Annotated in this window: 15 protein-coding genes and 1 pseudogene; 11 read left to right on the forward strand and 5 right to left on the reverse strand. The window is 40.2% G+C overall.

From position 1 onward, the window contains the following. Positions 1-200 precede the first annotated feature (200 nt). Together MTN97_RS12855 and MTN97_RS12860 are read left to right on the forward strand one after the other, a co-directional pair. Entirely contained in the window at positions 201-1,334 is a 1,134-nt protein-coding gene (locus MTN97_RS12855) for a PepSY-associated TM helix domain-containing protein (protein WP_248474552.1), read from the forward strand. A 48-nt stretch (positions 1,335-1,382) separates the two neighbouring features. Beyond that, on the forward strand, positions 1,383-2,546 hold the full coding sequence (locus MTN97_RS12860) for a lipopolysaccharide assembly protein LapB (protein ID WP_075170745.1): 1,164 nt from the start codon (positions 1,383-1,385) through the stop codon (positions 2,544-2,546). A gap of 17 nt (positions 2,547-2,563) precedes the next feature. Here MTN97_RS12860 and MTN97_RS12865 read toward each other — a convergent pair whose 3' ends face one another. From MTN97_RS12865 to MTN97_RS12880, 4 genes are all read right to left on the reverse strand, one after another. After that, entirely contained in the window at positions 2,564-5,377 is a 2,814-nt protein-coding gene (locus MTN97_RS12865) for a hypothetical protein (protein ID WP_248474553.1), read from the reverse strand. Positions 5,378-5,520: 143 nt separating this feature from the next. Next, positions 5,521-7,071, reverse strand: a complete 1,551-nt coding sequence (locus MTN97_RS12870; RefSeq protein ID WP_248474554.1) for a PH domain-containing protein — start codon at positions 7,069-7,071, stop codon at positions 5,521-5,523. Beyond that, a complete protein-coding gene (locus tag MTN97_RS12875) occupies positions 7,061-7,606 on the reverse strand; it encodes a PH domain-containing protein (RefSeq protein WP_069438889.1) in 546 nt (181 codons plus the stop codon). Before MTN97_RS12875 ends, MTN97_RS12870 begins: the two co-directional genes overlap by 11 nt. Before the next feature lie 16 nt (positions 7,607-7,622). Then, complete coding sequence (locus tag MTN97_RS12880; protein WP_036980670.1) at positions 7,623-8,477, reverse strand: D-hexose-6-phosphate mutarotase; 855 nt, start codon at positions 8,475-8,477, stop codon at positions 7,623-7,625. A gap of 405 nt (positions 8,478-8,882) precedes the next feature. Between MTN97_RS12880 and MTN97_RS12885 the strand changes: the two genes are divergently transcribed. The 9 genes and pseudogenes from MTN97_RS12885 (at position 8,883) to MTN97_RS12925 (ending at position 19,071) form a co-directional block, all read left to right on the forward strand. Beyond that, positions 8,883-9,368 carry a MarR family winged helix-turn-helix transcriptional regulator gene (locus MTN97_RS12885; RefSeq protein WP_008466785.1) on the forward strand — a complete coding sequence of 162 codons (486 nt, stop codon included), beginning with the start codon at positions 8,883-8,885 and terminating at the stop codon, positions 9,366-9,368. A 110-nt stretch (positions 9,369-9,478) separates the two neighbouring features. After that, positions 9,479-10,521: pseudogene (locus tag MTN97_RS12890) on the forward strand (hypothetical protein). 142 nt (positions 10,522-10,663) lie between these two features. Continuing rightward, positions 10,664-11,059: a YbaN family protein gene (locus MTN97_RS12895; RefSeq protein ID WP_069438888.1), complete on the forward strand. Its 396-nt coding sequence runs from the start codon at positions 10,664-10,666 to the stop codon at positions 11,057-11,059. 82 nt (positions 11,060-11,141) lie between these two features. Then, on the forward strand, positions 11,142-11,774 hold the full coding sequence (locus tag MTN97_RS12900; RefSeq protein ID WP_036983344.1) for a PepSY-associated TM helix domain-containing protein: 633 nt from the start codon (positions 11,142-11,144) through the stop codon (positions 11,772-11,774). After that, positions 11,774-12,283 carry a DUF2271 domain-containing protein gene (locus tag MTN97_RS12905; RefSeq protein WP_013466240.1) on the forward strand — a complete coding sequence of 170 codons (510 nt, stop codon included), beginning with the start codon at positions 11,774-11,776 and terminating at the stop codon, positions 12,281-12,283. The genes MTN97_RS12900 and MTN97_RS12905 overlap by 1 nt, the downstream gene beginning before the upstream one ends. A gap of 34 nt (positions 12,284-12,317) precedes the next feature. Then, positions 12,318-13,163 (forward strand): DUF4198 domain-containing protein, encoded by an 846-nt coding sequence (locus tag MTN97_RS12910; protein ID WP_036980675.1) that lies wholly within the window; start codon positions 12,318-12,320, stop codon positions 13,161-13,163. A 274-nt stretch (positions 13,164-13,437) separates the two neighbouring features. Continuing rightward, positions 13,438-15,972, forward strand: a complete 2,535-nt coding sequence (locus MTN97_RS12915) for a TonB-dependent siderophore receptor (RefSeq protein WP_069438886.1) — start codon at positions 13,438-13,440, stop codon at positions 15,970-15,972. 207 nt (positions 15,973-16,179) lie between these two features. Then, positions 16,180-17,073, forward strand: a complete 894-nt coding sequence (locus MTN97_RS12920; RefSeq protein ID WP_248474555.1) for a DUF4097 domain-containing protein — start codon at positions 16,180-16,182, stop codon at positions 17,071-17,073. Between the two features lie 102 nt (positions 17,074-17,175). Then, the gene (locus tag MTN97_RS12925) at positions 17,176-19,071 is read left to right on the forward strand and encodes a monovalent cation:proton antiporter-2 (CPA2) family protein (protein ID WP_248474556.1); all 1,896 of its coding nucleotides are present in this window, start codon (positions 17,176-17,178) and stop codon (positions 19,069-19,071) included. On the opposite strand, the gene MTN97_RS12930 is transcribed toward MTN97_RS12925, so the two are convergent. Beyond that, complete coding sequence (locus MTN97_RS12930) at positions 19,046-19,774, reverse strand: hypothetical protein (protein ID WP_248474557.1); 729 nt, start codon at positions 19,772-19,774, stop codon at positions 19,046-19,048. The two genes, MTN97_RS12925 and MTN97_RS12930, sit on opposite strands and share 26 nt — an antisense overlap. Between the last annotated feature and the right edge of the window lie 56 nt (positions 19,775-19,830).

Below are 19,830 nucleotides of genomic sequence, written 5' to 3' on the forward strand. Positions count from 1 at the left end.
AAAGGCTTTATTTTTGTGCGCGCATTGTAGAGCTGGCTAGGTTTTATACAAGCTTCACACCTACTTTAGTTTCCTCCTGTGGCAACTTGAATATACAAAAACCGTTGCTATAACTTCACAGTCTCACCATTTTATAATTGCAACACAAATGATAACTGTTATCATGCGCATATCTAAAAATTAACATGCAAGCTTAAGTAATGAGAAAAACACTGTTTAAAGTTCATAGTTGGTTGGCGCTAATTGCCATTATTCCGTTAATTGTTATTAGCATTACCGGCAGTGTTTTAGTGTTTAAAAGTGAAATTGATGGCTTACTGATGCCTGACAAACACTTTGTGGTACAGCAGCAAACTGCTCGCTTACCTATGGACTCATTAATAGATAAAGCCGAAGCAGCCTTTCCTGAGTATGTAGTAGGAAGCTGGGAGCTTTTTAATAACACCACCGCCGACCGGCTTTATTTGGTTAAGCGTGGCACTGACGATTGGTATAAGTTGCATTTAGACCAATACACCGGAGAGGTTTTATCAGAACCAGTAAGCACAACTCATTATTTTACCGACTGGTTTTTAGAACTCCATTACACCTTTTTACTTAACGACTTAAAAAGCTTACCTGGGCAAACAGGTACCGTATTAGGGTTCTTTTTTGCTTTATTTTTATTAACTCTGGGCATTACAGGCTTAATTATTTACCGTAAATTTTGGCAGCGACTATTTAGCGTACGCTGGCGCGCAACTTTACAAATAGTACTTAGCGACATTCATAAAATGACTGGAGTATTAGGCTCACCTATCCTTATCGTTTTAGCGATTACCGGTGGTTATTTTAATGGTGCAGTGTGGTATCACGAAGTAATAGAACACGCAGAAGAAGAGCACTACACTATTACAAATAAATTATATAGTGACGACATCTCTTTTGAGCGGATTCTTAATGATAGCAAGCTGCAAATACCCACTTTTAATACAACTTTTTTAGTTTTTCCACGAGAGCCCGATGAAAATATTACTCTTTATGGCGAAGTAAATACCAGTAATCCACTTACCAGTGAATACGCCAATACCATAACTTACAATAAGCAAACAGGTGAACACATGGCTAACTGGGATATTCGAGAGGCTGGTGCTGGTTGGCAAGTAATAGACAGTTTTAGAAAACTACACTTTGGTTATTTTGCTGGGCTTATCAGTAAAATACTATGGTGTATTGTTGGTCTTAGCCCTGTATGGCTCGCTGGTACAGGCTTTTATTTATGGCTTACCCGCCGCAAACGTAAAAAGCATTCACAAAGAAATCGTGTAATGCAGCGAAAAAGCGCTAACGCTTGATAAAGTAATCACTCCCTTGTAAAGTGAAATCAACAAGGGAGTGATTTAATGAATATTTTTAAATTAATAATAAGCGTAACTTTTTTACTTGTTATGGGGTGCAGCAGCAAAATCAATACGCAAACTCAGCGCTTACAATTAAGTTCGTTAATTAATCACACATTATTTGTACAACAAACTACACCTTCTGAAGACGCAATATTTGAACTACCCGAGGCCGAAAAAGCACGCTTTCTAGCCTTCGTAAAAAAACAACAAACATCTAATATTCGAACTGACCGTATTATTTATAATTACCTTGAAAATCAGCTCTCTAATTTTAAGTATCATGGTGATACTCTTACATCATCTCAATCTATCAATCTTGCACAAGGTAATTGCATTAGCCTAGCTGTTCTTACCCAAAGCTATGCACAAACTTTAGGGCTTAAAACTAGCTTCCAAGAAATGACGAGCGAGCCAGTTTACGCACAGGAAGATAACTTGGTTTATGTAGCCAATCATTTTAGAACTAAAGTTTATGCCCCGGATAACGAGCTACCTGAAAAAGAAGAAAATATAATCACTTTTTTTCGTCCTGGCACCTTAATAGACTACTTTCCAACTCGAGGCAGTGTGTATTCCGATAGTGCTAATTATAATGATTTAATCTCTAAATTTTATAGTAACTTAGCTGCTGATGCGCTTTTAGAACAGCAGTTTGATCAAGCGTATTCTCTTATTCTACAAGCAAATAAATACACCCCTTATGATCCTGAGCTATTTAATATGGCTGGAATTTTACATCGACGAGCTGGTGACTTAAAAAGTGCACAACTTATTTACCAAACAGCTTTAGATAATAAGCTGATAAATATAAATTTACTTAGTAACTATCAAGTTTTAGCCAAACAAATTGGTGAACAGCACCTTGTTGAACAATTAGAAAGCCAGCTTGCTGAAGTAGAAAAAGATCCTTATGAACTTTTAGTTATTGCAAAAAATGACCTAGAAACAGGACGAATTAATACCGCTACGGAGCATATTGAACAAGCCATAACAAAAGCGCCTTATATTGCAGAGCTTTATTTAGAGCTTGCTAAAATTCGCTATCAACAAGGAAAAAATCAACAAACACAAAAATTACTTGAAAAAGCGATAGAGCTCGAAAAAGACAAGCAAAAGTTAGATGTATATCAAGCTAAGTTACTGTCCTTAAAGGCAAGTAAGTAACTTAGCTATATAGGCTTTTACAATGAATAGTAAAAGCTTAACCACGCGCGCATTTCATCTTCAAAGCTGTCGCCTTCAACACGCGACAGTCCAGCATTAAAGGTTAAATCGTTTACGCCCGCAGGCCCCATTCCGAAGCTAAAATCACCTTGATATTTTAAGCCATAACTTTGTGCATAAACGCTGTTGTCTAATTGATGTTGCTTGTAATAAAGCCAAGGCATGCCTTCTTTAAAGCTGATGCCACCACCATAACCTTGGTAACGCTCTGCAGTTGCACTGTGATATGGCAGTTCAGCAGCAAGCACAAACTCGCTACTTTGTTGCTGATTAATCAGGTTAGAGCTAAACCCACCTAAAGCTAAATCACTATCGTCTCGCTGTTTTTGTTCAAAGCTCACAAACATGGGAATATTAAATGCTTTACCAAATATTTTTGCTGCCAAGTCATAACCTTGCCAATGACTACTGTGATTCTGCCCATCATAAATGCTGGCATAAATACTCTGCCCTATGGCAAATGCTTGGCGGTCATGTTGCCATTGCTGACTAATACTCAACCGTGTCCAATTTTTATGGCTATTTTTATAATCTGTATAGTTATAAGCAAGCTCTGGGGTTAACTGAAGCTGGCCAAACTTCAATGGGTGGCTTATTGCAGCAAAACCACCTCGGGCATCAATATCAGCGTTTAAGCTAGGTTGATATTGACGTGATGTATCCAAATTATAATCAAATAGCGCAAGCTTAAACTTTGTATTCAGCGCATTGTATTTTGCTTGTATAAAGCCGCCATTTAATGCACCGTTATGCAAATCAATGTTATAACCCGCTTGTAAATCAAGTTGTTTTAATAGGTCGCTACTTTTTATACCTACACTTAGCAAACTGGTTGACGCTGAATAATACTGTGATCCCAAGGCAAACGTCGCTTGCTGCTCAAGTACTGAGTAATCGCTTTGTTCTGCTATCTCATCGGTATATATTTTTGCCGGTGGCAAGGTATGCTTATTTACCATCAACAATGGAGCTTCACTGTTTACAGCGAGATCTGTTACGACTGTACGGTTTTTTGTTGTTAGCGTTTTTACATCAGGGCCATCGGCATTAATGGAGAAATAAAGTAGTGAGCCATCTTCAGCCTCAATCGGGTATGCGAGCGCTTCTTGCCCGTTAGTTAAGCGGGTGAGGGTGTTATTTTTTATATGATAATTATAAATATCAGTCTTATTATTTAGGCCAGCAACAAAATAGATAGACTCCCCATTTTGACTAAAACTCGGCTGACTTAAATACTGATACCCGTTAGGCATTGGGATTGACTGCCTGGCATCACCGCTTACATCTTGTATATACAATTGCCAGTTTTCGTTTAATGATGCTGATAAGTAAGCTAGTTTTGTTTCATCGGGGTTTAGAGTCGGGTAATCATACGTTGTTTTTAAGCTCTTGGTAAAAAGTGGCGTGATTGCTTGTGTATTAAGATCGACTTTAACTAATTCAGAATACCCAGCTCTTATTTGCTCACCGTAAAGTGTTTCACCATCACGGGTAACACTAAAACGGCGAATACCGGCCAGCTCTGTAAGTTGCTCTATGTTGCCAGTGTCGGTGTTATAGCTAAAAATGTCAGACACTTTGTTATAAATACCCGATTCTTCACTACTGTAGGCATTAAAATAAAGAGTGTTGTTATTTACCCATTGCGGGTTAGCAATACCTGCGCGATTAATTTGATTTAGTACTTGTTTTTGTTCGCGCTTAAATACACTTGGCGCAGTATCAGGAATATCCTTAGCATCATCTTCAAGTAATTGCTTTTGTGCTTTAGTAAATTGCTGTTGCGCTTTAGTGTTGTCTTCAGTGCTATAAATTATGAGCTTGGTATTACTTTTTTTATCACGCTCCACTATGGCAATTTTGCTGCCATCACCAGAAAGAGCGGGGGTGCTAGCGTATAAATCAAGCTTTAACCAAAGCTTGCTATTAAGTGGTGACTCGGTTTGCTCTTGTTGCATTGCTTTGTAAGTGAACTCAGCAATAAATCGACGATATAGCTTGGCAGCGCTTTGCCCGAATACACCAGAAAATGCATCGTCAAAATCTCGAGACTTAACCGCCCGCATACGAACCCATACATTATCGACCAGCTGCTCTGAGTAATTTTGCTCTAGCCAGTATAAAAAACGACTTCCCATTAAATACGCCATGGAGCCCGCCATAAAGCCTTCATCACTATTTAGTTGCCCATAGGTCGGAAGCGCTCCTTGCTGAGCAAACTCCCTGAGTATTGCCTCAGAATAGTTATCAAAGAGTCGCCCTCGGCCTGTCATTTTTGATTCGATTAAAGTAGCGTACCCTTCAGCTACCCAGCGCGGTGTATTACCATAGGTTAAATCGTATATATCCCATACACCGCGAATCTTTTGCTGCCAGTCGTTACGAGTTGGTTGCGCTAAATGGACTAAATGAATGTATTCGTGCAGCACCAACAATTGCTGCCAACCCGATGAATTTGATATCACGGTATCCGACTGCGGTGGCGTAGTAAAAAGCGCCATAACAGGATTATTAGAGGTTGGTAAGGCAAAGCCATTTGCTGCATTTAGAGGGTCAAACACCACCACATCGACGATTTTATCAAGCGCCCGGTTTTGTTGCTCAAGCACTTTAGTGCGAACAATCTCAAGTTCTACCGCAGTCGATTTAGCAAAATCAGTATGCTCACTACTAAAGTGAACATTAAAATGCTCGGTATGAATGGTTTGCCAATTAGCAGCAAAGCTAGGTGCAGCCAATAATAAGACTGATGCAATGAGTGACTTTTTCACAATAATCCCTTAAATAGTACATTTGATAATGCTTAGAGTATTATCAAATGGAAAAAACGGGCAGTAAAAAAGTGTAATAAAGCATGTGCAAATGTGTTTTAACACCCGCTTTATTATTTAATCTGAGTTTTGAACAAAGGAAGTTACATCCAACTGCGAGGGTCTGACTCAGCCTGCATAAGTGTAAAATCTATAATGAAGTCAGCATCTTGCTGTTTTAAATATGGGACATACGCACCGCCTGCAGCAAGTTGTATATACAGGCTTTTTAAGCCAGAACGACGCATAAAAAAGGTGCTCACACTGCGAGCGCTTTGTGCTTTGTAGAGCTCAAATACCCGGTAATGCACGCCAATCATACCTTTGCGTACCACCAAATAAAAACGCCCATCTTGTTGATGAAGGTAATATCCATAACGTTTATAAGATAAAAACACTAACGCGGCTAGTACCAAGAATAATGCTAATGCAATTAATGTATTAAGTTGCATAAAGCTAATAAAAAAACCAGAAGCAACGCTCGGTAGCAAAGCATAAAACACCGTGTTTTTATATAACAACGCCCTTTCTACCGCATTGAATGCCAGCTTTTTACTGTCAAACCACGGATAAATCCACTGACACACATTATCAACTTGCTCCTGCGTGAGCACAGGCAGCACTAAGGTTTGTTTATTCTTTTTCGCCATGCTTGCAGCACCGCCGCTACTGGCTTGCAAACACTCCACAGTAAAGCGTTTTAATAGCCTAGCAACTAGGTTTTGCTTAATAACGATTGACTGTACTTTGTCTAAACTAATTGATAGTTGATGACGCTCTAACAGCCCTGCAATACGTTTGAATTTATTATTTTTAAAGTAAAGCTGATAGTTATAAAAACGAATGAGCGACATAGTCACCGATAAAAACACCGCAATAAATACCAACATAATAATTAAAGTAATAACCGCAAACACAGCTGCATTAGCCATCATGCCCAGCTCTTGCTGATAAAAACCCTCTATTTTTGTTATGAACTGCTGCTCTAAAAAGTCGATGGCCACATTCATAAAAGGGGCAATTGCCGCAAGTGCTAAAATGGCCATATTCGACATTAAACCAAATTTAGCAATTTCTTTATTGGTGATAACTAAACTATTTTCGCTCTGCTCTTCAATATGAGATTGCGCTGTATCAGCCACCTCAGCTGATGGTTGTTGCTGCGCTTTATAGTCAAACACTCGTTTACGCATTTGTTGCGCGTAATCTTTAGTTACCCCTGGCAAAACAGCTTCTTGAGCAACACTGCCTGCCGCATCAAAAATACAATTAACTAACCCTATGGGGATGAAGTAAAATGGCTCCGCTATATTTACGTTTTGCACTCGAGAAAATTTTAAGGTAAGTCGCTCTTTTTTAAATACGCCTTTATTAAGTAAAATTTCATGCTCGTCAGTAATACAAAAACGAAAACTACGGTAATACAAAAAACAATAGGCAAGCAATGAAGTTAAAGCAACCGCGAGCCCAACTTGCCCCCAAAATAGTTTATTTTCTACTTGGGTAACAAATACCACCAACACGGGCAGTAAATTAAATAAGCCGTCTTTTATGAAGCGCACACTAAAATGCATCACAAAATAAGCCAGCGCCCAGGGCGACACTTTTTGCCAGTTAAGTGAAGGTGACGTTATTTGCGCAGCATCAACACTCACTGGCAGCTACCTCCCTTGCGGTTTCATCGTGGCGATAGCTTTGTACAAACTGACGAATATTTTTGCATTTTTCGTGGGTCAGACCACTAATTTGTAAATCGGCACTCATACCGCCGGCGCTATAAAGTCTTAAACTGGCTAAACCAAGTTTTCGCTCTATGGGCCCACGGTGTATTTCAATATGCTGCACACGCGCTAACGGTAAAATTGTCACCTGCTGCCAAATAATGCCTTTTTTAAAAGCAATATCGTGGGTACGCAACGCGCTGCCCTGTAATTTTATGCTGAACACGCTGTATAACATACACAGTAAAATTAATAGCGGAACAGCAACCAATAAGTAACCTTGCGCCATAGCAGCAAAGTCTGTATTAAAATAGCATACAGCCGCTAGTACTAAGCAAAAAGGAATGAAAAATAACAACCAATTCAATTGTGCATGCAACAATGCTTTGTCCGCAAGCGGCTCAAACACTATGCTTTTATGTTGCGGTAGGTCGGTTATTTGTTGATTAGTAAACACACTTTGCTCCATTTCGCGTATGGTAGGCTTAGCCAAGCCACTTTATTGTTGTTACTAGGGTATGACTTTGTTTTGGCTCAAGCGTAACCGCATCTTCAAGTACATTCGCAGCCTCTAGGCATAACATGCTTTTATAATCATCATCGGCAAAATTTGATAGTCGCTTTGATTTTTCAATCCATGGATTCCATAACACGCACGAGCGCGAGTTTTCTCTGCTAACGCTGATCGTCCCTTGAGGAGTTTCAATTGTTTGCACAGCCCCGGCTTGGGTATAAACCATATCGGTTTCACGGGTAAAACCAACCACATCACTTTGCCGATAAGGCCCTTGGCCAAATTCTATGTATTGCGCCCCTTGCAGCCCTGTTACGCAAGTATTATTAATATCATCAGTTGGAAAGTAAGTATGCAGCGCCTGTGTATAACTAAATGGGGTGTTACCTAAATTACAGGTGGTTAAACGCACCTCTAACTGCTCAGATAAAATAAACTCAACCCTTAAAGAAGATTGATGAGGCCAAAAGGTAGAATCTATCTGCTTCATTGGTAATTTAAGACTAACAGTAATCTCGTTCTCGGTTTCATGCACTTCATCGGCTTGCCATACGTGCGTGCGCGCAAAACCATGTGCTGGAAAGTCTTTATTTTCATGTTGACCAAACCAAGGCCAGCAAATAGGAATACCGCCACGAATGCCCTTCCCTTCGCTAAAGGTTTCATCCCCAGACACCCACAATAGTGGTAATTTACCTTTGGGTGTAAACTCAGTTATTTGCCCACCTTGTAAAAATATCTTCGCCTTACATTGGCGACTATTAATACTAATAAATTCCAAACCGCTATATGTACGCTCAATACATACTGAGGGTGATAATTGCATTTTATCTCCTTTAACACTGAGACTAATTTTTTAGTACTTAACCTGAGTTCAGGTTACTGTACACAAACAATAATGCATGCTTAAAGCATAAGCTACATAGAATAGTTATTTAAATTGAGTTAGTTACTATATTTTTATGCCACATCAACGGCTCAATTACGACTAAAGTTTAAACCTGTGGCTTGCGTATCGCTTTTAACTTACGTAAGGTGCGCAGCCTTAGCAAGGCAGAGTATTATTAACTTTTAATAAAATAAAGATAATAAATGCCATTTTAATTACTGATCAAATTAATAAAAACCAATAATAGCGGCGTTAAATGATATATATCATTTGAATTCAATTTATTTGATGTGTAACATTTCGTGATTACGGCAACTGATTCGCCTTTCATGAGACAAACAAATGCAAAAATATGACGAGTTACTAGTTTCTTTACGCAAGGTGATCCGTGCGATTGACTTACATTCAAAACAACTTAATAAAACAGCGGGTTTAACAGGACCACAACTGCTTATTATGCAAGAAGTGTCTCAAACTGACGGCATTACCGCGAGTCGTATTGCGCAAAATGTAAATTTAAGCCCGGCAACGGTCACAAATATTCTTGACCGAATAGAAAGCAAGAATTTGGTAACACGCGTTCGTAGTCAAATGGATAAACGCCGGGTCAGCTTATACCTTACTGAACAAGGTAAAGAATTACTCGAAAAAGCCCCTCAGCCCTTGCAAGAACACTTTATCGAAAAATTTTCAGCGCTTGCTGAATGGGAACAGAGCCTACTACTTTCATCAATGCAACGTATTGCCGCAATGATGGATGCAGATAAGCTAGATGCCTCTCCTCTTTTAGAAGTAGGCGCACTGTTTCAAACTTCTACTAAAGAATAAAACGCAGTATAAAAACAATAAACTAAATTAGTCTGCCATTTTCTCCTATTTCCACACTAAGAGGCGCATCGTTGCGCCTTTATTTTTTAATCACAATCAAAACGGCTATTATGACTAAACTCTCAAAACTAACACTCGCATTAATTTTAAGTGGTGTTGCTAGCAATTCTTATGCATCAAACCTTCAACCTCTCCAAAGCTAATTAACGCAGTTAAAGCAACAAGTAGATAAACTTGAAAGCAAACTCGCTGAAAAAAAGTCTCAGCAAGTAGAACAAGTTAGTAAACAGTTGCAAGCTACTTCAACAGACACTGCACAGCAAGAAAAGCAATAATCTGGATAAAAGTAGGAGATGCTATTCGCGCTAACTACGGTATAAGCTCTTACGATGAAGGCAATGAAGATCGCGGTGGTGACTTTGATTTAGGGGTAGTCGCCAAGCATAAGCTTAAACACAACTGGACACTTGATCTCGGCTTTTTTAAAAACGATGAACTGGGTGGAGTTGATGGCTCAGCATCAGACAAAAATCATTGTTACTCTTATGATATTGTTGGTAGTCGCCCTGCCGATGAAGGCACCTATGCCGAGCCTGAAAAGCAACTTGGTGAATACAACACCTTTGCTGGTCGCGCTACTTATCAGCTTGAGCATAGTAAAAATATCACCACTGACATCGGGGTATCGTTACTCAATGGCGGACTTCACGACGGTGAAGACCGCGCGGGTAATTACAGTGCGTGGGCTGTTCACTTAAACAGCAACATTAATAACTGGAATATTCAATTGCAACACGGTGAATATGACTTAGACGATGGTAATAACCGCTTTGCGGTGGGTGCTTTTGACTATTATGACAGTGTATCGAGCCAAGCCACAATGACCAACTTTAATATTGCCTATGACTACGCACTAGAATGGGGCCCAGTTCCCAATCTGCAGTTTTATAACGACTATGGGATCATCGACAACAAGTCAGATAATAGCGCCAATACTTGGATGAATGTAACCGGTATGAGCATTACTGCTGGCGGATTCTTTAGTTATGTTGATTTCGTACAAGCCCGTAATCAACCCTTTTTTGGCGGTACCGTTATTGGTGATGGCGATACCGGGCGCCGTTTTAATATTAATTTAGGTTATTACTTTTAATAGGTAGTGCAATCAGGAAATTCTTTTCCTTTGCTAACCCTAAATGGCTTAGTTGATAACATGCAACTAAGCCATTTTCTCTTCATTTTACCTTTTAATTAGCTTACACTTTTACCGTTTAATTAATTAAAAAAGAGCTAAAGTGAGTATAAAAAACGCTTTTATTTATTATAAAAATTTCGGCTTTAAATTGCTGGGACTACTGTGTGTATTACTCGGCATTGTTGGTGTTGCCCTACCGGTTATGCCAACTACGCCGTTTTTAATTTTAGCCTTAGCCTGTTTTGCTCGCTCATCCGCGGCGCTTGAATCTTGGCTATTAAACCACCCTCGCTTTGGCACAACATTACAACATTGGCGCGCCCATCAAGTGGTTCCTGTAAAGGCAAAGTATGCTGCGGGTATAGGTATGCTAATAGGCTTTATATTTTTATTATACAACAGCCCTCCAGCTTGGATTATTGCTCTAGTGGCTGTTGTTGAAGTGCTGATTTTAACTTACTTAATCTCTAAGCACTCAACTCCTCCTAAAAAATAAAGTGTAAAGTTTGGTAAATAAATTTGTAACAGCTAATGAAAATCATTATCATCCGTGTAAGTTAAATAAGTTTGTACCTTTTATGCCCTTTGTTAATAAACGCACTTTATATAGTACAAGTCGCACTCTACATATCTATATTTCCACCGCTTTGTTTTTTTTACTTATTCTATTTTGTGTAAGCGGTATAGTGCTAAACCATGTTGACTGGTTAAAAAACGATAAAAACAATGGCCAAATTACGGTCCAAATCCCCCAAGTTCTGCTTACTCAAGCAAATACACAATTGAATAGCCTGCCTGCTATTTATCCACAAATAGAAGCTTACTTAGCCAAACACTATGGGCTGAATAAAGTGAAAAGCATTGAATGGGAAAAGCAAGATTCACTGGTTATGCTCGACTACCCATTACCAGCAGGCTATGCCTATGCAGAGTTTGATTTTATTAGTGGCGAATTGTTACTCGATTATCAAACCGGGGGGTTTTTAAGTGTTATTGGCGATTTACACAAAGGTCGTCATTCAGGAGAAGTATGGAGCTGGGTTATTGATATATCTGCAGTACTGATGATTCTATTTGCCATCACCGGCATGATTATTTTATTTCAAAACAGAAAAAAACGCTTAGCAGGAATATGGATAACCGTATTAGGAATCGCAACACCATTGGTTATTTATTTATGCTGGGTTCCACAAATTAAAGGAGTGTTTTAATGTTCAAGTTTAAATCTTTAATTAGCACCGTATTGCTGTTAATTGCCGTGTGTTTTCACACTTCGGTGGCAGCGCAATCCCCCCAATTAGAAATCGAATTAACTTTACCTGAGTTAGATGTGCAGCCCTATCATCGACCTTATGTTGCTGTTTGGCTCGAAACACCAGAGCGTAAACATGTCACAACTTTAGCGCTTTGGGTACAAAAAGCGGAATGGTTTAAAGACCTACGCCAATGGTGGCGCAAAGCCGGTAAAAGTGATGCAAACTTCGATGGGGTTAGTAGCGCAACCAAACGCGCAGGCACTTATACCATTAATTGGGACGGAAACGATCTTAATGGCAAATCAGTTATCGCAGGAAAATACCTGTTAAATATTGAAGTTGTTCGTGAAGAAGGCGGGCGTGATTACAGCCGTATTGAGCTTGATTTAACCCAATCAGGAAAAATAACCATTGATGGCAAAAACGAATTTTCAACCAGCTTTGTCACTGTATCCGCTAGGTAGTCCCTACTTATCATTCAAATTTAAAGGAAAAATAATGAACGTTAATTTATTAAAAACAGCACTCATTGGCGTACTGAGTTTATCGACGCTGGTATCAACAGCTGCAAGTGCACATGGCCGCTGGTTACTACCTTCGCATACCTCGCTATCAGGGGATAAAGCCCATTATGTAATGATTGATGCGAGTATTTCTAACGAAATTTTTGCACCTGATAAAGCATTTCGTCCAAGCACAAAAGGCGCTGAATACGACGATACTCTGCTTATGGCACTTGCCCCAAATGGCGAGCAAGTTACCGATACCATTCGTGCCTATTACCTACAACGCAAAAGCTCTGCTGCAGTAAAACTTCAGCAACAAGGCACCTATCATATTGCGATGACGCAAAAACCTATGTACATGACATTCTACAAAAATGCAGCAGGTGAGCGAAGCCGTGTATTCGCCAAAAAAGCAGATGCCAATCTACCTAAAGACGCCAGCGACATCACTACAATTAAAACCATCTCTACTGTTGATACCTTTGTTAGTCATAATGGTACCTCTAAACCAGCACAATTAGGTCAAGGCTTAGAGCTTAGCGGCCCAACGCATCCAAACGATTTATTTGTTGGCGAGCAAGCGCGCTTTCAGCTAATAAGCGATGGAAAGCCGGTTGGCGAAGGCATTGAAGTCAGCATTTTAAAAGGTGATACACGCTATCGTAACGAACGTGGCGAAATAAAAGTAACGACCGACAAAAACGGCATGTTTAGCACAACGTGGAAAGAGCCAGGCCTATACCTAATCGAAACCTCTCAAAAAGTGACAGTAAACGAAAAAGATGTAGACGCCAGCCGCTATGTATTATTTACCACCCTTGAAGTAGCACCTGAATAAATTTTAATTCCCTACAGGCCACATTAATCGTTTGGCCTGTAGCTTCTTTATAATTAAACCCCTTTAACAAAGCTTTAAACCAAGTTAGTCATTTTCGCTGCCTAAATAAGCATAATCCTATATTTTAGCCTCCTTGTCTGTTCCTGTTTCAATCTATTATTCCGATCACTTATTTTTATGAAAATAGTTGAATAGCTTAGTCAATTTAGATCTTTGCGATGCACTAGCCGCTTATATATGATGCGTCCTTTTCAAAATCTTCAAGGCACGCTCAATGACTTTTCAGCATTTATCAGCTAATAAAAAATTAGCACTTAGCTTGGCTATTACCACCGCACTTGGCGCCTCTTTTTCAGCTGCGAATGCGGCTGAGCAAACTAACCAAGTCGAAGAAAATATCGAAGTAATTTCAGTAACAGGCACGCGCCGCAGTTTGCGTAGTATTGCGCAAAGTACTGTGCCTGTAGATATTATTAGCAGTGATGATATGGCAAGTACGGGGCAACTTGAAATTAGCCAAGTGCTCGCTAACCAAGTACCAAGCTTTAACTACCCAAGTGCCACACTCTCTGATGGCACCGATCATGCTCGCCCAGCGGTTTTAAGAGGCCTTGCACCCGATCACACTTTAGTCCTTATTAACGGTAAGCGTCGCCACTCTGGTGCGTTATTAAACTTAGGGGGCACGGTTGGTCGCGGCTCTACCGCGGTTGATTTAAACATGATCCCAACCTCTGCAATTAAGCGTGTTGAAGTTCTGCGCGATGGGGCTGCAGCACAATATGGTTCTGACGCCATTGCGGGAGTAATCAATATTGTTTTAAAAGATGCCACCGAAGGCGGCAGTGTTAGCGTAACTTATGGCCAATACGACAGCCAAATGGCCGGTGTACCGCAACTAAATAGCACTTATGCGGATGATAACGGCAACCTTGCATTTAATTTAGGCGACGATCGTCATGTTAACGACGGTAGTACCCGCACAATTAGCGCAAACTCAGGTTTTTCATTAACAGACAATGGTTTTGTAAATGTATCAGTTGAATACCGTGATAACGACTCAACTCAACGCTCTGGTTTTGATCCGCGCGAACAATACAGCCGCCTAGATGATGGCAGCCTAGACCCACGCGAATTTACAATTGATCGCTACAATCACCGTTTTGGTAAAGCAGCGCTGGAAGACTACGCTTTGTTTTACAATATGGGATACGATTTAGAGAATGGCTTTAATGTTTACTCATTTGGTAGCTATTCAGAGCGTGAAGGTAACTCGGGCGGATTTTACCGTCGTGCAAAAGACAGCCGCAATGTTTTAGAGCTATACCCTAATGGCTTTTTGCCACAAATTGCTACCGACGTAAAAGATTACTCGCTGGCACTTGGTTTACAAGGCGATAGTGGCGACTGGACTTGGGATGTAAGCACCAACTACGGCCGAAATGACTTTGGTTTAGGCGTTGTAAATAGCCTAAATACTTCTTTAGGTACTAATAGCCAAACTGAGTTTGATAACGGCGCCATGGTTTACGATCAATTTTTAGTTAATTTTGATGCCAATACCAGCGTTGATTTTGGTCTACCCGATGATGTATTTTTCACTATTGGTGCTGAATACCGCCGTGAAAGCTATAAAATAGAGCAAGGCGAGGAAGCCTCTTATATTACTGCGCTTGATAACAACGGCAACCCAATTGCTGCTGGCGGTGCGCAAGTGCTTCCTGGGTTTGGGCCGCAAAGCACAACCAATGAAAGTCGTCATAATGTTGCTGTATTTGCTGAATTTGATACTTACTTAACTGATAAATGGAATGTTGTTTTAGCCAGTCGTTATGAAGATTACAGCGATTTTGGTAACACATTTACTTCAAAATTAGCCACGCGTTACAGTATTAACGACAACCTATCGTTACGTGGTGCGGCAAGTACTGGCTTTCGTGCGCCGTCACTTGCACAAAGCTCGTACCGTCAAATATCGACTATTCTCGAAAATAACCAGCCTTTTGAAGTTGGTCTATTCCCAAGCTCTGCTCCTGCAGCTCAAGCGTTAGGTGCAAAACAGCTCGATGCAGAAGACTCAGTTAACGTTACCGCTGGATTTGTTTACACTCAAGGTGGCTTTAGCTTAACAGTTGATGCGTACCGCATTGATATTGATGACCGGATTGTACTCTCTGAAAACTTAAGCGGTAACGCTGTACAGCAAATTCTAGCGAATGCTGGCGAGCTAAATACCGAAAGTGTTCGTTACTTTACCAACGCCATCAATTCGCGCACGCAAGGTGTTGATATTGTGGCAACGTACACACTTGATTTAAATACATTGGGTGATGTGCGCTTAAATGCGGCGGCAAACATTAACGATACCGAAGTGACTCATGTAGATGCAAACCCGAGCGAGCTAAATTCTTTAGGCGATGACTACGTGGTATTTGCCCGTCGTGAAGTAGGCCGTTTTGAGCAAGGCACACCCGATAACAAACTAAACCTATCGGCTGTTTGGAGCTTTAACCAATGGCAAACAACCTTGCGTGCAACTCGCTATGGGGAAGTGGCAGATATTTCAACCACCAGCGAGGGTGATGAATATTTAGATGCTAAATGGATTGCCGATTTAGAAGTCGCTTATCGTCCTAACGAAGCGTGGAAATTTGCAGTGGGTGCAAATAACTTGTTCGATCAGTACCCTCAAGCAACGGTAGATAATATTGGCTACTCTAACTTTGGCCAAATATTTCCGTACACGCCTTACACACCCTACAGTTTAGATGGGCGCTTTTTATACGGTAACATTACTTACAATTTTTAAGTAAAACGCCCATTAATAATAGAGTAATTACAAAAGGATGCAGTGTGCATCCTTTTTATTAACATTTAGTATTTTTAACCATATTTTGGCATTTTAACTTTTTAATTACTGCTGCCACCTCATATAAAACAACAACTTACATTTCGGCCTCAATTTTGCCTTATACTTTGTATATTAACTAAAATAATCAATATCAAAGGACTAAACATGAGCGCATCAACTCTATTGAACTTCACTAAGCCCGTTTCATTAATTAGTGGCATTTTATTACTCAGCGGTTGTGTATTTCACATATCGCCCAGTGTCGCATCAGTTAAACAAACCCAGCAGCTTTCACTACCAAGCAATAACCTTGAGTACTTAACGATATTAAGTGGTGCCGGTTCGCTCGATATTCAGGGCTCTAATACTGCAACCAATATTAGCGTTGATGCCATCATTTACACCGCCGACATTGACGATGAATACGAACTCACCCTTGAGAAAAGCGGTACACAAGCAAAACTTGTTGCACAAAATAAAAGTAATAATGGGATTAGCTTTTACAGCGGGCAATCACCAAGTATCAATTTAGTTGTTACCGTACCTAACACCCTAAATTTAGATATTAACGACGGCTCAGGCGATATTGTTATTAACGAGATGCAAAGCAATATTGATGTAAAAGATGGTTCTGGCAGCTTATCTATCAATAGTGCTAAAAACCTAAATATTGATGATGGCTCGGGCAGTATTTACGTAAAAAATGTGGTCGGCGACTTAGTATTAAATGACGGCTCAGGCAGCATTGATATTGATAATGTCAGTGGTAATGTCGCTATTGAAGATGGCTCGGGCGAAATGCAAGTTACTAACGTAACAGGCGTATTAAATGTTGAAGATGGCTCGGGCGGCATAACTATTAAACATATTAATGGCGCAGTCACCGTAGACGATAACTCAGAAGATATGTTGATTGAACATATTGGCTCAAGCGTGACGATTGATGATGGCTCTGGCGATATTCGCGTTAATTACGCTAAAGCGCTAACTATTACAGAAGCAGGCTCGGGTGATGTCAGTATTGATAATATTTCAGGCACTGTAAAATTAGACCGCTAATACACTAATAAAGCGAAATAAATGGCAGTTCATTACATCCGTTATTGTATTTTACTAACACCTAAGCCATGATAAATGTCTTGAAATTATTAGGATAAATGCGTGTTAGAAATTGCTTTAATTTATTTAGCCGCCGCCATTGTAGCTGTTCCTATTGCCAAACGACTTGGCTTAGGATCAGTACTAGGTTATTTAATTGCTGGCATACTAATTGGTCCCTATGCATTGGGAGTCGTAGGGGATCAAACCGATATAATGCACTTTGCCGAATTTGGCGTAGTGATGATGCTATTTTTAGTCGGACTTGAACTACAACCCTCACGACTATGGAAGCTTCGGCACTCTATTTTAGGGCTTGGTGGCTTACAAGTGGTGCTAACTGCGGCGGTTATTTTTGCCTTTTGTTATTGGTTTTTTAGCATGCATTGGCAAACCGCATTGGCCATTGGTTTAATGCTGGCACTTTCCTCTACCGCAATTGTATTGCAGAGCCTCGAAGAAAAAGGCTGGTTAAAACAAGAGGCCGGACAAAACGCATTTTCGGTCTTATTATTTCAAGATATCGCCATTATTCCTATTTTAGCGCTACTCCCCTTACTGGCCTTTGCTGCACCAAGTAGTTCAAAACAAATTAGCGATTCAATCATTGCAGGCTGGCCTGTTTGGCAACAAGTAGGCGTCTCTGTTGGCGTTATTGCCGCTATCATTGCTGGTGGTAAATATGTGTCGGCACCACTGTTTAGATACATAGCCCAAACTCACATGCGTGAAATATTCACTATTTTTGCATTGTTTTTAGTCGTGGCTATTTCGCTTGTAATGCACAGTATTGGCCTATCACCTGCTTTAGGTACTTTTTTAGCCGGTGTAGTATTGGCCGAAAGTGAATTTAGACACGAATTAGAAGCCGACATAGAGCCCTTTAAAGGATTATTACTGGGACTATTTTTTATCACTGTGGGGGCTTCAATTAATTTTGAGCTATTATTTAATCAATTTAGTACCGTGGTTGCTTTAGTTGCCTTATTAATTGTCATTAAAGCCTTCATTTTGTTTGCCCTTGCTGTCACATTTAAAATTAGCTCAAAGCAAAAACTATTGTTTACATTGGCACTAGCACAAGGTGGTGAATTTGCTTTTGTACTTTTAAGCGTGAGCACCACATTAAGTATTTTAACCCCAGAACAAACCAGTCTAGTGACCTTAGTGGTTGCGGTATCTATGTTGATAGCCCCTTTATTACTGATGCTGTATGAACAAATACAAAAACGCAGTAGTAGCACTAAGCCTGAGTTTGATAAACCAGAACAAATAAATACCGCTAAACACGTAATTATTGCGGGCTATGGCCGCTTTGGGCAAATTATGGGACGTTTATTACATGCACAAGGCTACGAAATTACCGTACTTGATCACAGCCCAAGCCAAATAGAACTGCTGCGCCGCTTTGGTAACACTGTATTTTACGGTGATGCTGCTCGCCAAGAACTGCTTGAAGCCGCGGGCGCGCATACAGCACAAATGCTGGTTGTTGCGATTGATAACCCAGATAAAACCATTGAAATTATTAAGCTGGCACATAAAAACTACCCCCAATTAAAAATAGTGGCGCGCGCAATCGATCGTCGCCATGCGTATCAATTACTGAATCTAAAAGTGGATGCATTTAACCGCGAAACCGTCGACTCAGCCATTAACTTAGCCATAGAATCACTGCAGCTACTTGGCAATAGCAAAGAAGACGCTGAGCGTGCTGGTAAATTATTTAGGGATCATGACCGTGCATCTGTGTTACAACTTTCTGAGCTTTGGGGAGATGATGCCAGCTACGGCGTTGCAGTACGCCAACGTATGGAAGATTTAAAACAGGTATTACAGCAAGATAAGCAAGCACAGCAAAATTTAAATACCTGTGATGCCAACGATTATGAAAATGGCTTAACAGAAGACTCTGCTAAGCCTAAAAAACGACCTAATGGTGATGCCCACCTTGAATAGCCTCACCTTGAGGATTATAAAAACCGGTGGCGCCGTGCTCTATAAAACCTAGGTTAATCATTTTTGCTAAAAATGGGTCGCTTTCGTTATCGCCAATGTCGGCATAGTCGGTGGTTTGAAAGTTATCCCATTTTGCAAACTGAGCCTTAATAGCTGGTGTGTCATTTTGCACCGCGTCTAAGCTAAGCGACGTGCTTGCTTTATTCGCTAGGTTACTAATACTAAATGTTTTTACCAGTTTTGAATGGGTAAAAAATGCCAAGTTATACTGAGAGTTATTTTCTTCTAAGCTGTAATTTTTTATTTCGTTGCAGCCTTCGCCTTCGGTGCTTACTAATGTCATTTTTTTAATGAGATGATTATCTACCAGCTGTACTTTTGCACTCCAGTTTTGCACTCCTTGCACCTCTGATGGCTGATATTCAATACCGCGCTGCTGCGCATTAAAATAACGAATAGGTCGTATTTGATTGTTGCTAGTATACTGCCAAAGCTCTGTAATAACTTGGCTTTGGTGCGCCACTTGTTGCTCATTTCGCCAAAGGATGAGAGTTTGGCTGTTTGCCTTATTATTTTTAAGCGTTTGTGGAGCCTTATTAATAATAGTGTAAGTGGCTTTTAATACCTGTGGATTTATATCGCACTGCTCAGCAAAGCTGCTTGCGCTAAATAATGCGCTCATTATTAAAAATACTTTTTTCATTGGGCTATCTCTTTAGTTAATCGCTTTTAGCTTAATTGCCTTTATCATAACCAAAA

Origin of the sequence: Pseudoalteromonas sp. 2CM36K (genome assembly GCF_023161865.1) — a bacterium.
GTDB lineage: Bacteria > Pseudomonadota > Gammaproteobacteria > Enterobacterales > Alteromonadaceae > Pseudoalteromonas > Pseudoalteromonas tetraodonis.

Coding starts and splice junctions, on each gene's coding strand:
- MTN97_RS12855 (WP_248474552.1), top strand. CDS start 201: ATGAGAAAAACACTGTTTAAAGTTCATAGTTGGTTGGCGCTAATTGCC.
- MTN97_RS12860 (WP_075170745.1), top strand. CDS start 1,383: ATGAATATTTTTAAATTAATAATAAGCGTAACTTTTTTACTTGTTATG.
- MTN97_RS12875 (WP_069438889.1), bottom strand. CDS start 7,606: ATGGAGCAAAGTGTGTTTACTAATCAACAAATAACCGACCTACCGCAA.
- MTN97_RS12880 (WP_036980670.1), bottom strand. CDS start 8,477: ATGCAATTATCACCCTCAGTATGTATTGAGCGTACATATAGCGGTTTG.
- MTN97_RS12885 (WP_008466785.1), top strand. CDS start 8,883: ATGCAAAAATATGACGAGTTACTAGTTTCTTTACGCAAGGTGATCCGT.
- MTN97_RS12900 (WP_036983344.1), top strand. CDS start 11,142: ATGCCCTTTGTTAATAAACGCACTTTATATAGTACAAGTCGCACTCTA.
- MTN97_RS12905 (WP_013466240.1), top strand. CDS start 11,774: ATGTTCAAGTTTAAATCTTTAATTAGCACCGTATTGCTGTTAATTGCC.
- MTN97_RS12910 (WP_036980675.1), top strand. CDS start 12,318: ATGAACGTTAATTTATTAAAAACAGCACTCATTGGCGTACTGAGTTTA.
- MTN97_RS12915 (WP_069438886.1), top strand. CDS start 13,438: ATGACTTTTCAGCATTTATCAGCTAATAAAAAATTAGCACTTAGCTTG.
- MTN97_RS12920 (WP_248474555.1), top strand. CDS start 16,180: ATGAGCGCATCAACTCTATTGAACTTCACTAAGCCCGTTTCATTAATT.
- MTN97_RS12930 (WP_248474557.1), bottom strand. CDS start 19,774: ATGAAAAAAGTATTTTTAATAATGAGCGCATTATTTAGCGCAAGCAGC.